A 12,010-nucleotide genomic window follows, 5' to 3' on the forward strand; every position below is an offset into this window, starting at 1 on the left:
GGGTGACCGCCGGGCCGAAGCCCTGGGGCCGGTGCGGCAGCACATCCCGTACGGTCGCCTCGCGCGGCGGGGCGACGGGCTGGGGCACGGGCGCGGACGGCGCGTGCGGGACCCCGAAGACACCGCTGCCCCGTTCCCTGTCGCGGTTGTGGTCGCGTACGGAGTACGGGGCGGCGGTGACAGCGCCCGGGGGCTACGGGGCGGTGACGGTGAGGGCCGCGCGGCGCGGGGAGGCGAAGCCGTCGAGGTCGGCGCGGGTGAGGCCGGTGAGGCGGGCGACCTCCTCGTTGTCGAGGGCGCCGCAGTCCAGGCCGCGCAGCAGGAACCCGCTGAGCGCCTTGGCGGTGGCGGGCTCGTCCATGACGTCGCCGCCGGCCTTTGCCACATAGGCGGCGAGGCGGGCCGCGGCCTGCTCCAGGCCCTCGCGGTAGAAGGCGTACACCGCCGCGTACCGGGTCGGCAGGTGGCCCGGGTGCATGTCCCAGCCCTGGTAGTAGGCGCGGGCGAGGGCCCGGCGGGTGAGGCCGTAGTGGAGCCGCCAGGCCTCGTGGACGTGGGCGGTGGAGCCGATCGGCAGGACGTTGGTGGAGCCGTCGGAGACCCGTACGCCGGTGCCGGCGGCGGCGACCTGCATCACGGCCTTGGCGTGGTCGGCGGCGGGGTGGTCGCTGGCCTGGTAGGCGGCGGAGACGCCCACGCACGCGCTGTAGTCGAAGGTGCCGTAGTGCAGGCCGGTCGCCCGGCCCTCGGCGGCGTCGATCATCCGGGCCACGGCGGCGGTGCCGTCGGCGGCGAGGATCGACTGGCTGGTCTCGATCTGGATCTCGAAGCCGAGCCGCCCGGCGGGCAGGCCGTGGGCCTTCTCGAAGGCCTCCATGAGCCGTACGAAGGCGGAGACCTGCTCGGGATAGGTGACCTTCGGCAGGGTGAGGACGAGTCCGTCGGGCAGGCCGCCGTGCTCCATCAGGCCGGTGAGGAAGACGTCGGTGGTGCGGATACCGCGGTCGCGTACCGCCGCCTCCATGCACTTCATACGGATGCCCATGTACGGGGCGGCGGTGCCGTTCCCGTACGCCTCGGCGATCAGACGGGCGGCGCGGGCGGCCGCCGCGTCCTCCTCGGCGTCGGGGCGCGGGCCGTAGCCGTCCTCGAAGTCCACGCGCAGGTCTTCCACCGGCTCGCGCTCCAGCTTGGCGCGCACCCGGTCGTACACGGGGGCGGCGAGCTCGCCGGCGATACCGAGGACCTTCGCGAAGGAGGCGGCGTCCGGGGCGTGCTCGTCGAGGGCGGCCAGCGCCTGGTCGCCCCAGGAGCGCAGGGTGCCGGCCTCGAAGAGGTCACCGGGTACGTAGACGGTGTGCACGGGCTGGCGGGTGCCGGGGTCGCCCGGGTAGCGGCGGGCGAGCTCCTCGTCCACGGCCACCAGCGAGGCGCTGATCTCCTCGCTGACCGCGCCCGCGAGGCTCGTCGCCACCTTCTCCTGCTGACCCATCCTGCACCCTCCGCACGTTCTTTTTTCCACTGAACGGAATCATTGATCCGCATAGCAGAATTTAGTGATGGGCTTCCTTCGCGTCAATGGTTGCCCGAAACGACCGGGGGCCGCGCGGTGAAGATCACCACGCGGCCCCCGGGGGGACGAACGAGCAGGTCAGCCCTTGCGCGTCTGAACCTCTTCGGTCAGCTGCGGCACGACGTCGAACAGGTCGCCGACCACGCCGTAGTCGACCAGGTCGAAGATCGGGGCCTCGGCGTCCTTGTTGATCGCCACGATCGTCTTCGAGGTCTGCATACCGGCGCGGTGCTGGATGGCACCGGAGATGCCGGACGCGATGTACAGCTGCGGCGAGACCGACTTGCCGGTCTGGCCGACCTGGTTGGAGTGCGGGTACCAGCCGGCGTCGACGGCGGCGCGGGAGGCGCCGACGGCGGCACCGAGCGAGTCGGCCAGCGCCTCGATGATCGCGAAGTTCTCGGCGCCGTTGACGCCGCGGCCGCCGGAGACCACGATCGCGGCCTCGGTCAGCTCGGGGCGGCCGGTCGACTCGCGCGGGGTGCGGGCGACGACCTTGGTGCCGGTGGCCTGCGCGGAGAAGGTGACCGCCAGCGCCTCGACGGCGCCTGCGGCCGGGGCGGCCTCCACGGCGGCCGAGTTCGGCTTGACCGTGATGACCGGGGTGCCCTTGGAGACGCGGGACTTGGTGGTGTACGAGGCGGCGAACGCCGACTGCGTGGCCACCGGGCCCTTGTCGCCGGCCTCCAGGTCGACGGCGTCGGTGATGATGCCGGAGCCGATGCGGACCGCGAGGCGGGCCGCGATCTCCTTGCCCTCGGCGGAGGACGGGACGAGCACGGCGGCCGGGGACACCGCCTCGTACGCGGCCTGGAGCGCGTCCACCTTCGGCACGACGAGGTAGTCGGCGAACTCCGGGGCGTCGGCGGTCAGCACACGGGTGGCACCGTGCTCGGCGAGGGCCGGCGCGGTGGCCTCGGCGCCGGCACCGAGGGCGACCGCGACCGGCTCGCCGATGCGGCGGGCCAGCGTCAGCAGCTCCAGGGTGGGCTTGCGGACGGCGCCGTCGACGTGGTCGACATAGACGAGAACTTCAGCCATGGGACTCAATCTCCTGCGAAGTACGAAGAATCTGGGGGCGGTTGGGCGCTACGAGCTGTCGACGAGCCTTAGATGAACTTCTGGCTCGCGAGGAACTCGGCCAGCTGCTTGCCGCCCTCGCCCTCGTCCTTGACGATCGTGCCGGCGGTACGGGCCGGACGCTCGGCGGCCGAGTCGACCGCGGTCCAGGCGCCCTCAAGGCCGACCTCGTCGGCGTCGAGGTCCAGGTCGCCCAGGTCCAGCGACTCCACCGGCTTCTTCTTGGCGGCCATGATGCCCTTGAAGGACGGGTAGCGGGCCTCGCCCGACTGGTCCGTCACGGACACGACGGCCGGCAGGGACGCCTCCAGCTGCTCCGACGCGGTGTCTCCGTCGCGGCGGCCCTTGACCACGCCACCGTCGACCGAGATCTCGGAGAGCAGCGTGACCTGCGGAACGTTCAGACGCTCGGCGAGCAGCGCCGGCAGCACGCCCATGGTGCCGTCGGTCGAGGCCATGCCGCAGACGACCAGGTCGTAACCGGTCTTCTCGATGGCCTTGGCGAGCACCAGCGAGGTGCCGACGACATCGGTGCCGTGCAGGTCGTCGTCCTCGACGTGGACGGCCTTGTCGGCGCCCATGGAGAGCGCCTTGCGCAGCGCGTCCTTGGCGTCCTCGGGGCCGACGGTCAGCACGGTGATCTCCGCGTCGTCCGCCTCGTCGGCGATCTGCAGTGCCTGCTCGACCGCGTACTCGTCGAGTTCCGAAAGGAGGCCGTCGACGTCGTCGCGGTCGACGGTCAGGTCATCGGCGAAGTGCCGGTCGCCGGTGGCGTCGGGCACGTACTTCACACAGACAACGATCCTCAAGCTCACGCCGGCTCTCCTACTGCATCGTCATTTCTGGGCTGCCTTGTTGCACGCAGCATAGGCGCCTGATGGGGCGGTTTCCGGTCGGGGCGACCGACGCTCCGAACGAAATATTACTCGTCAGTACACCCACTGTGTTCCCCGTAAGCAAGCGCTTTGAACTGTGACGTTGCCAACGCTGAGTAACCGGTGAGTACGGAGACGATTCAGTCACGCAACGCGTTGAAGCGACCCTGGTGGTAGAGGAGCGGACGGCCCGCGCCGGCGGGCTCGCCGAAGACCGCCTCGCCGACCACGATGCGGTGGTCCCCGGCCGGGATGCGCGCGACCACCCGGCACACCAGCCAGGCCAGGACGCCGTCCAGGACCGGCACGCCCTCGGGGCCCGGCCGCCAGCGGGTGTCGCCGCCGAAGCGGTCGGCGCCGCTGCGGGCGAAGGTCGCGGCGAGGTCTTCCTGGTGTTCGCCGAGTATGTGGACGCCTATGTGCTCGGCCTCGGAGACCACGGGCCAGCTGGAGGAGCCGGTGCCGATGCCGAAGGAGAGCAACGGGGGCTCGGCGGCGACGGAGTTGAGGGAGGTGGCGGTGAAGCCGACGGGCCGGCCGCCACGCTGCGCGGTGATCACCGCCACACCGGCGGCGTGCTGGCGGAAGACCGCGCGGAACAGCTGGGGGGAGGCGGCGCGTGCGGTGCCGAGCTCGGGCGAAGCCGTCATGGAGTTGTCCTTCTGCGGTGGGTGCGAGGGGGCTGTGGACTGCTCAGCAGCCCGGACAGCGCGCACTTGCGTTGCGGGCGAGGTCCACAGGGACGCGCCCGAAGAGAAGGATTCTGGTCGGCACATCGTCAGATTGACGATTGCCGGGGGCCTCAGTCAAGTGCCTTCTACGATGTGGGAGATCCATCACGGCCTGCTCCACCCCGCTCGCACCGTCCCTCACACCGCCTCTCCCAGCGCGGCGATCACATCGGCCCGGCGCGGCTGCCCGGCCGCACGGCGCACGATCCGGCCGGCGCGGTCCAGGACCAGGACGGTCGGCGTGGCCCGGATGTCCAGGGCGCGCACCAGCGCCAGGTGCTCCTCGGCGTCGATCTCCACGTGCGCGACCCCCTCCACCATCGCGGCAACGTCCGCCAGGGTGCGCCGAGTTGCCCGGCAGGGCTGACAGAACGCGCTGGAGAACTGCACCAGGGTCGCCCGCTCGCCCAGCTCCGCGCCCAACTCGGCTGCTCCCAGCCCCGGCCCCTCCTCGCGCACCGCGCTTCCTCTCCTCGCTCCTGCCGTCCCGCCTGTATCAGCACCGCACGCCGCCCGGAAGATTCCCGCCCGCCCCGACCTGGGCGTACGTGATGAGAATCTCCCCGTCCGAAGGCCCCAGGACTGGCCACCACGGCGCGTATCGGGCACGATCTGCCCAACGCCGAAAACCTACGGCTGCGTAACTTCCACTGGGAGAACCCTCCCCGGGACCAGAAGGGTCAATGCCAGATGGCAGAACTCGTCTATCGGCCGGTCGTCGGCGCCGCCCTCACGATGTTCAAGGCGCTCGACCTGAAGATCGACACCCAGGGTTCGGAGAACATCCCACGCTCCGGCGGCGCGGTGCTCGTCAGCAACCACGTCAGCTATCTGGACTTCATCTTCACCGGCCTCGCCGCTCTGCCCCAGAAGCGCCTGGTCCGCTTCATGGCCAAGGAGTCGGTCTTCCGGCACAAGATCTCGGGCCCTCTGATGCGCGGCATGAAGCACATCCCGGTGGACCGCAAGCAGGGTGAGGCCGCGTACGCGCACGCCCTGGACTCGCTGCGCTCCGGTGAGATCGTCGGCGTCTTCCCCGAGGCGACCATCTCGCAGTCGTTCACGCTGAAGAGCTTCAAGTCGGGCGCGGCCCGGCTCGCCCAGGAGGCCGGGGTCCCGCTGATCCCGATGGCGCTGTGGGGCACCCAGCGGGTGTGGACCAAGGGCCGTCCGCGCAATTTCAAGCGCAGCCACATCCCCGTCACCATCCGGGTCGGCGAGCCGGTCGAGGCCCCCGCCGACCAGTACGCGGGAGCCATCACCCGGCGGCTGCGCGAGCGGTGCCAGGAGCTTCTGGAAGCCGCCCAGCGCGCCTATCCCGTACGCCCCAAGGACGCCGCGGACACCTGGTGGATCCCGGCCCACCTCGGCGGCACCGCGCCCACGCCCGAAGAGGTGCGCGAGCGCGACACCAGCCGCTGAGTCCGCGAGGCGGCCGCTGAATCGTCACGCCCAGGCGGCGACCGGGGCGTGGACGGTGATCCGCGCGCCGGGGCTCACCTTCTCCAAAAGCTCGGCGAGCTCCGCCGCCGCCTCTTCCAGGCCGCAGTGCGGAGCCATCCCCTCCAGCAGGAAGAGCGCGTTGGCGGACTCCTCGGTGAGCCGGGTCCGCACGCCCTGACGCCAGTTCCAGCGACGGCAGGTCACGCCCTCGTCGTCGCACCACACCACCTCGCCCGCGTCCGGGTGCTCGACGGCCGCCTCCCCGCCCGCGACGGTGGGGAACGGCTCGTCGCCGGTGGCCCGCACCAGCCGCATCGACCCCGCGATGTGGTCGGTGTCCTCGCCGCCGACCGGGACGAGATGGGCGACACTGATCGCGTTGTAGACGTCGACGAGCCGGTTGATGCGCGGCAGACCGCCGTCGGCGAGCGCGCGCCTGGCGAGCGCCTCGGCCGAGTTGCGGGTGCGCGAGGGCTTGGCGCCGAACGCGGTGTACGCGTCCCGCCAGGCCGCCATGTGCGGGTCCTCGTGGGGGGCGAGCGCGCCGAGCCGCTCACGCAGCCGCCGGGCGGCCTCGTCCAGCAGTGCCGAACTCGCCTCGTCGCTGGGGCCGTTGACGAGTCCGCGGGCCTCCACGGCGACATGGGTGAAGCCGGGCGCGAGCGCGTACACCTCGTCGGACACGGTGAGCGTGAGCGTCATGGTCTGGGGTGCCTCACAGTTCGGTCGGAAGCGTCCGCCAGAGGTGCGGACGGTCGGGCGCGGCCTTCAGGGCGGCCAGCACCACCGGATGCGGTACATCATAGAGTACTGGATAGTCCATCTCACTGAACTCCGGCCGTACCTTCCAGGCCAGCCGCTCCTCCCCCAGTGAGAACTGGGCGTCGACCCCGGGCTTGTTCCCGCGCACGTCCTGCCGCGCCCACTCCCGCTCACCGGGCAGCTTCAGGGCGACCAGGCCGTGGAGGACGGGGTTCGAGCCGTCGTCGTCGGCGAGCCGCTGATAGCAGAGGGCCGCCGGTATCCCCTCGGCCCGCAGCAGCGCGGCATAGGCGTGGGACTTGGCGTAGCAGATGCCGGTGCGCCGCTCCAGGACGTCGGAGGCCCGCCAGGTGACCCGGAGATCGCCCGCGTCCTGGGAGTGCGGGATGGTGTCGCGGACGAATTCGAAGGCGACCTTGGCGTATGAATATGCGTCGGGCGCGACGGTCGCGAGTTTCGCCGCGAGGTCGCCCACGAGCGGGTGCTCGTGATCGATGACCTCGTCCGATACGAGATACGCCGAGAGTTCAGGGTTCTGCTGGATGAGTCGCATGGCACGCGAGCGTACGAAAGCGGCCGACCGCAAGTCAATGACTTTACGATCGGCCGCATACATATTCGGCTCAGTCGGTGGGACGCCTAGCGGGACATCTCTTCCTTGAGCGCCGCGAGGAAGCCGTCCACGTCGTCCTCGCTGGTGTCGTACGAGCACATCCAGCGGACGTCGCCGGCCGCCTCGTCCCAGAAGTAGAACCGGTAGCGCTTCTGCAGCCGCTCGCTCACGTCGTGCGGCAGCCGGGCGAAGACCGCGTTCGCCTGGACCGGGTAGAGGATCTCGACCCCGTCGACCGAGCGGACGCCCTCGGCGAGCCGCTGCGCCATCGCGTTGGCGTGGCGCGCGTTGCGCAGCCACAGGTCCTTGGCGAGCAGCGCCTCCAGCTGCACCGAGACGAAACGCATCTTGGAGGCGAGCTGCATCGACATCTTGCGGATGTGCTTCATCCGGCGCACCGCGTCCGGATTGAGCACGACGACGGCCTCGCCGAAGAGCATGCCGTTCTTGGTGCCGCCGTACGAGATCACGTCGACGCCCGCGGCGTTGGTGAACGCGCGCATCGGCACGTTCAGGGACGCCGCCGCGTTGGCTATCCGGGCACCGTCGAGGTGCACCTTCATGCCGTGCTGGTGCGCGTGGTCACAGATCGCGCGGATCTCGTCCGGCGTGTAGACCGTGCCCAGCTCGGTGTTCTGGGTGATCGAGACGACCTGCGGCATCGCGCGGTGCTCGTCCTCCCAGCCCCAGGCCTGCCGGTCGATGAGCTCGGGGGTGAGCTTGCCGTCCGGCGTCGCCACGGTGAGCAGCTTCAGGCCCGCCATGCGCTCCGGCGCGCCGCCCTCGTCCACGTTGATGTGCGCGGACTCGGCGCAGATCACCGAGCCCCAGCGGTCGGTCAGCGCCTGGAGGGCGACGACGTTGGCGCCCGTCCCGTTGAAGACCGGGAACGCCTCGGCGTGGGAACCGAAGTGGCTGTGGATGACTCGCTGGAGGTGGTCGGTGTAGTCGTCCTCTCCGTATGCGACCTGGTGCCCGCCGTTGGCGAGCGCGATGGCGGCCAGGACCTCGGGGTGCACGCCCGCGTAGTTGTCGCTGGCGAAGCCGCGCACCTCGGGGTCGTGGTGCCGTCGCGCGTCGGTCTTCACGGCTTGGGGGTCAGCCACAGGCGCTGTCCATTCACTTCCACGGCGGGCCGGTCCCAGACTCCGGCGATGGCCTCGGCCAGCTCCTTGACGTCGGTGAAGCCCGCGAACTTCGCATTCGGGCGCTCGGCGCGCATCGCGTCGTGCACCAGTGCCTTGATCACCAGGATGGCAGCAGCGGCGTTCGGCCCGTCCTCGCCCCCCGCCTTGCGGAAGGCGTCGGCGAGCGAGAGGGTCCACGCCTCGGCCGCGGCCTTGCCCGCGTTGTACGCGGCGTTGTTCGCGGTGGGCTTGTGCGCCCCGGACTGGCTCACCAGCACGTAACGGCCGCGATCGCTGCGCAGCAGCCCGTCGTGGAAGGCCAGCGAGGTGTGCTGCACGGTCTTGATGAGCAGCTTCTCCAGCAGCTCCCAGTCGGCGAGGTCGGTCTCCGGGAAGGAGGCGCTGCCGCGCCAGCCGCCCACGAGGTGGACCAGACCGTCGATCCGGCCGAACTCCTTCTCGGTCCTGGCCGCCCACTCGCGGGTGGCGCCCAGATCGAGCAGGTCGACGGTGTCGCCCACGACGGTCGCCCCGCCATGGGCGTAGCGCGCCGCGTCGACGGCCTCGGCCAGCCGCGCCGCGTCCGCGTCGGACGCCACCACGGTGGCACCCGCCTCGGCGAGCCTGAGCAGGGCGGCGCGGCCCGCCGGGCCCGCAGCCCCGGCCACCGCGACCACGGCGCCGCTCAGCGGCCCGTTGCCATTCCCGTTGCCGTTCATGATCGTCTCCTCCGCACGAGTGCTCACGCGGCAGCTCGCTCGGCGTTCGCCGCGGTGATCCCCTTGGTGGAGGCAATCACGTCCTTCAGCTTCTTGGCGAGCGCCTCATAGAACATGCTCAGGGGAAACTCGTCCGCGAGCACGTCGTCGACGAGTTTGCGCGGCGGCAGCGAGAGATCCAGGGCGTCCGGGCCCTTGGCCCAGCGGGATCCCGGGTGCGGCGCGAGGTAGGTGGAGACCAGGTCGTACGCGGCGAACCAGTGCACCAGCTTCGGGCGGTCGATGCCGTCCCGGTAGAGCTTCTCGATCTCGGCGCAGAGCTCGTTGGTGACCCGCGGGGCCTGCTCCCAGTCGATGTGCAGCTTGTTGTCGGTCCAGCGCACCACGTCGTGCTTGTGCAGGTACGCGAAGAGCAGCTGGCCGCCGAGGCCGTCGTAGTTGCGGTTGCGGTCGCCGGAGACGGGGAAGCGGAACATCCGGTCGAAGAGCACCGCGTACTGCACGTCGCGGCCGTGCTGGTTGCCCTCGGCCTCCAGCTTCACGGCCTCCTTGAAGGCGGTGAGGTCGCAGCGCAGCTCCTCCAGGCCGTACATCCAGAACGGCTGGCGCTGCTTGATCATGAACGGGTCGAACGGCAGGTCACCGTGGCTGTGGGTGCGGTCGTGGACCATGTCCCAGAGCACGAAGGCCTTCTCGCAGCGCTCCTGGTCGCCCACCATCTCCCGGATGTCCGCGGGCAGGTCGACGCCGAGGAGCTCGACGGCCGCCTCGGTGACGCGGCGGAAGCGGGCAGCCTCGCGGTCGCAGAAGATGCCGCCCCAGGTGAACCGCTCGGGCGCCTCGCGCACGGCGATGGTCTCCGGGAAGAGGACGGCCGAGTGGGTGTCGTACCCGGCGGTGAAGTCCTCGAAGGCGATGCCGCAGAAGAGCGGGTTGTCGTAGCGGGTGGCCTCCAGCTCGGCCAGCCAGTCGGGCCACACCATGCGCAGCACGACCGCTTCGAGGTTGCGGTCCGGGTTGCCGTTCTGCGTGTACATGGGGAAGAGGACCAGGCGCTGCAGCCCGTCGGCGCGGTCGGCGGCCGGGTGGAAGGCGAGCAGCGAGTCCAGGAAGTCCGGCACGTCGAAGGCGCTGTCGGCCCACTTGCGCAGGTCGGCGACGAGTGCGCGGTGGTACGCGGCGTCGTGCGGCACCAGCGGAGCGAGCTCCTCGACCGCGGCCACGATCCGCTCGACCACGGCCTCCACGGCGGCGCGGGCCGGTGCACCCTCGGCGTCGAAGTCGATGGATCCGTCCTTGGACTGCCAGGGCCGGATCTCCTCGACGGAACTCTTGAGCACGGTCCAGGCAGGGTGCTCGACCACGGGCCGGTCGGCGATCACGCCTTCGGCAGCCACGTCCTGCACAAGAATTTCCGTCATGTCACTTCCTCCACAGGAGAACCTCGCGTTAAGACACCGTATCCGTGTTCGGTTCCCCCGCTCAAGGGGGATCCCAGGAAATTATCCTGCGCTCCGTCACACCGACCGCTGTTCTTCCTGCGGAGATCCACAGAGGCGCTCGGTTCTGCCACGGCGCAGACGTAGTGCTCCCCCGCGTCAAGGGCCCGGAGACTCGCCCACCTCCGGGTGACCCGTCAGGCCCCCGCACGCCCCGTGACAACCGGGCGGACGCCTCCACTGCCCCGCGCGAGCCGGGGTCCAACGCGCCTCCCGGCCGTTAGGCTGCGGCACTGCCGCGTGCGCACGGGACTGCCCGCGCGGAAACCGCCGTCGACGGAAGCGAGGCCTGTCTTGACGTTCCTCACCATCGGTCATCGCGGGGTCATGGGTGTCGAGCCGGAGAACACCCTGCGTTCCTTCGTCCGCGCCGAACGCTCGGGCATGGACGTCATCGAACTGGATCTGCACCTCAGCAAGGACGGCGCGCTCGTCGTGCTGCACGACGCGGAGGTGGACCGCACCACGGACGGAAAGGGCCCGGTGGCCGACAAGACGGTCGCCGAGCTGCGGGAGCTCGACGCGGGTCAGGGCGAGCGCATCCCCCTGTTCGACGAGGTCCTGGACGCGGTCGGCTCACCGCTCCAGGCCGAGATCAAGGACGTCAGGGCCGCCGACGAGCTCGCGCGCGTCATCCACGCGCGCGATGCCGTCGGCCAGGTCACGGTCTCCTCGTTCCACGAAGAGGCGCTCGCCCGGATGTCCTCGCTGGTGCCGGGGGTGCGGACGGTCCTGGTCGCGAGCCGCTGGGACAGCGATATCGCGGAGCGGGCCACGGCGGTGGGCGCGCACGCCCTCTCGCTCGACATCCGCCGCCTCACACTGGAGGACGTCGAGCGGGCGCACGCCGTGTCCGTACAGGTCATCGGGTGGGTGGTGAACACCCAGGACCATCTGCGGCTGGTGCGCGCGCTGGGCCTGGACGGCGCGACGACCGACTACCCGGAAATCCGCCGCACCGGCCGGTTCACGGCCTGAAACGCCCGCGGTACCGCTAGACCAGTTCCTTCACCAGGAGCTCGAAGGCGAGGTCCTGGCGCTGCGGGATGCCGAAGCGCTCGTCGCCGTACGGGAAGGGCGTCATCCTTCCCGTACGGCGGTAGCCGCGCCGCTCGTACCAGGCGATCAGCTCGTCCCGCACCGAGATCACCGTCATGTGCATCTCGGTGACCCCCCAGCCCTCGCGCGCGGAGCGCTCGGCCTCGGCGATGATCTCCTTGCCGAGGCCGCCGCCCTGGAGGCCGGGGCGGACCGCGAACATCCCGAAGTAGGCGGCGTGGCCGCGGTGTTCGAGCTGGCAGCAGGCGACGATGGCGCCGTCCCGCTCCACCGTGAGCAGCCGGCTGCCGGGCGTGGTGATCACCTTGCGCACCCCCTCCGGGTCGGTGCGCTGCCCTTCGAGGATGTCCGCCTCGGTGGTCCAGCCGGTCCGGCTGGAGTCCCCGCGGTAGGCCGACTCGATGAGCGGGACCAGCTCCTCGACGTCGGCCTCGGTCGCGTCCCGGTAGCTCAGCTCTCCGGCGCGGGTGGTGTCCATGCGAACGTTCTCCCAACTGCATCATGACGTGGCGGGCGCACCCCGAGCGTA

13 protein-coding genes are annotated in these 12,010 nt (G+C 70.8%); 2 read left to right on the plus strand and 11 right to left on the minus strand.

Translation table 11 applies throughout. The features are described from left to right. Positions 1-193: 193 nt before the first annotated feature. The 5 genes from ACFWA7_RS04515 to ACFWA7_RS04535 all read right to left on the minus strand — a co-directional run bounded on the left by ACFWA7_RS04515 (position 194) and on the right by ACFWA7_RS04535 (position 4,718). Entirely contained in the window at positions 194-1,492 is a 1,299-nt protein-coding gene (locus ACFWA7_RS04515) for a DUF6986 family protein (protein ID WP_385820849.1), read from the minus strand. A gap of 159 nt (positions 1,493-1,651) precedes the next feature. Then, complete coding sequence (locus tag ACFWA7_RS04520) at positions 1,652-2,614, minus strand: electron transfer flavoprotein subunit alpha/FixB family protein (protein ID WP_385820851.1); 963 nt, start codon at positions 2,612-2,614, stop codon at positions 1,652-1,654. Positions 2,615-2,682: 68 nt separating this feature from the next. Beyond that, positions 2,683-3,468 (minus strand): electron transfer flavoprotein subunit beta/FixA family protein, encoded by a 786-nt coding sequence (locus ACFWA7_RS04525; RefSeq protein ID WP_385820854.1) that lies wholly within the window; start codon positions 3,466-3,468, stop codon positions 2,683-2,685. 200 nt (positions 3,469-3,668) lie between these two features. Continuing rightward, a complete protein-coding gene (locus ACFWA7_RS04530; protein WP_385535365.1) occupies positions 3,669-4,178 on the minus strand; it encodes a flavin reductase family protein in 510 nt (169 codons plus the stop codon). Between the two features lie 219 nt (positions 4,179-4,397). Further along, a complete protein-coding gene (locus ACFWA7_RS04535) occupies positions 4,398-4,718 on the minus strand; it encodes a TlpA family protein disulfide reductase (RefSeq protein ID WP_385535363.1) in 321 nt (106 codons plus the stop codon). A gap of 231 nt (positions 4,719-4,949) precedes the next feature. Between ACFWA7_RS04535 and ACFWA7_RS04540 the strand changes: the two genes are divergently transcribed. Then, positions 4,950-5,681 carry a lysophospholipid acyltransferase family protein gene (locus ACFWA7_RS04540; protein ID WP_385535361.1) on the plus strand — a complete coding sequence of 244 codons (732 nt, stop codon included), beginning with the start codon at positions 4,950-4,952 and terminating at the stop codon, positions 5,679-5,681. Between the two features lie 24 nt (positions 5,682-5,705). Here ACFWA7_RS04540 and ACFWA7_RS04545 read toward each other — a convergent pair whose 3' ends face one another. The 5 genes from ACFWA7_RS04545 to ACFWA7_RS04565 form a co-directional block, all read right to left on the minus strand. After that, on the minus strand, positions 5,706-6,404 hold the full coding sequence (locus ACFWA7_RS04545; RefSeq protein ID WP_385535359.1) for a B3/4 domain-containing protein: 699 nt from the start codon (positions 6,402-6,404) through the stop codon (positions 5,706-5,708). A gap of 13 nt (positions 6,405-6,417) precedes the next feature. After that, the gene (locus ACFWA7_RS04550) at positions 6,418-7,017 is read right to left on the minus strand and encodes a transglutaminase family protein (RefSeq protein ID WP_385820856.1); all 600 of its coding nucleotides are present in this window, start codon (positions 7,015-7,017) and stop codon (positions 6,418-6,420) included. Between the two features lie 86 nt (positions 7,018-7,103). Continuing rightward, complete coding sequence (locus ACFWA7_RS04555) at positions 7,104-8,165, minus strand: threonine aldolase family protein (RefSeq protein WP_385535466.1); 1,062 nt, start codon at positions 8,163-8,165, stop codon at positions 7,104-7,106. Beyond that, positions 8,162-8,923 (minus strand): SDR family NAD(P)-dependent oxidoreductase, encoded by a 762-nt coding sequence (locus tag ACFWA7_RS04560; RefSeq protein ID WP_385535464.1) that lies wholly within the window; start codon positions 8,921-8,923, stop codon positions 8,162-8,164. Before ACFWA7_RS04560 ends, ACFWA7_RS04555 begins: the two co-directional genes overlap by 4 nt. Before the next feature lie 23 nt (positions 8,924-8,946). Beyond that, a complete protein-coding gene (locus ACFWA7_RS04565) occupies positions 8,947-10,344 on the minus strand; it encodes a DUF6421 family protein (protein WP_385535355.1) in 1,398 nt (465 codons plus the stop codon). Positions 10,345-10,716: 372 nt separating this feature from the next. Between ACFWA7_RS04565 and ACFWA7_RS04570 the strand changes: the two genes are divergently transcribed. Continuing rightward, positions 10,717-11,400 (plus strand): glycerophosphodiester phosphodiesterase, encoded by a 684-nt coding sequence (locus ACFWA7_RS04570; protein WP_385535353.1) that lies wholly within the window; start codon positions 10,717-10,719, stop codon positions 11,398-11,400. 16 nt (positions 11,401-11,416) lie between these two features. Here ACFWA7_RS04570 and ACFWA7_RS04575 read toward each other — a convergent pair whose 3' ends face one another. Beyond that, positions 11,417-11,959 (minus strand): GNAT family N-acetyltransferase, encoded by a 543-nt coding sequence (locus ACFWA7_RS04575; protein WP_385535351.1) that lies wholly within the window; start codon positions 11,957-11,959, stop codon positions 11,417-11,419. Between the last annotated feature and the right edge of the window lie 51 nt (positions 11,960-12,010).

Source organism: Streptomyces sp. NPDC059994, from assembly GCF_042737755.1.
GTDB lineage: Bacteria > Actinomycetota > Actinomycetes > Streptomycetales > Streptomycetaceae > Streptomyces.

Bases quoted from the DNA above. Each gene is read 5' to 3' on its own strand.
- ACFWA7_RS04545 (WP_385535359.1), bottom strand. From the start codon at position 6,404: ATGACGCTCACGCTCACCGTGTCCGACGAGGTGTACGCGCTCGCGCCC.
- ACFWA7_RS04550 (WP_385820856.1), bottom strand. From the start codon at position 7,017: ATGCGACTCATCCAGCAGAACCCTGAACTCTCGGCGTATCTCGTATCG.
- ACFWA7_RS04530 (WP_385535365.1), bottom strand. From the start codon at position 4,178: ATGACGGCTTCGCCCGAGCTCGGCACCGCACGCGCCGCCTCCCCCCAG.
- ACFWA7_RS04575 (WP_385535351.1), bottom strand. From the start codon at position 11,959: ATGGACACCACCCGCGCCGGAGAGCTGAGCTACCGGGACGCGACCGAG.
- ACFWA7_RS04520 (WP_385820851.1), bottom strand. From the start codon at position 2,614: ATGGCTGAAGTTCTCGTCTATGTCGACCACGTCGACGGCGCCGTCCGC.
- ACFWA7_RS04540 (WP_385535361.1), top strand. From the start codon at position 4,950: ATGGCAGAACTCGTCTATCGGCCGGTCGTCGGCGCCGCCCTCACGATG.
- ACFWA7_RS04565 (WP_385535355.1), bottom strand. From the start codon at position 10,344: ATGACGGAAATTCTTGTGCAGGACGTGGCTGCCGAAGGCGTGATCGCC.
- ACFWA7_RS04515 (WP_385820849.1), bottom strand. From the start codon at position 1,492: ATGGGTCAGCAGGAGAAGGTGGCGACGAGCCTCGCGGGCGCGGTCAGC.
- ACFWA7_RS04560 (WP_385535464.1), bottom strand. From the start codon at position 8,923: ATGAACGGCAACGGGAATGGCAACGGGCCGCTGAGCGGCGCCGTGGTC.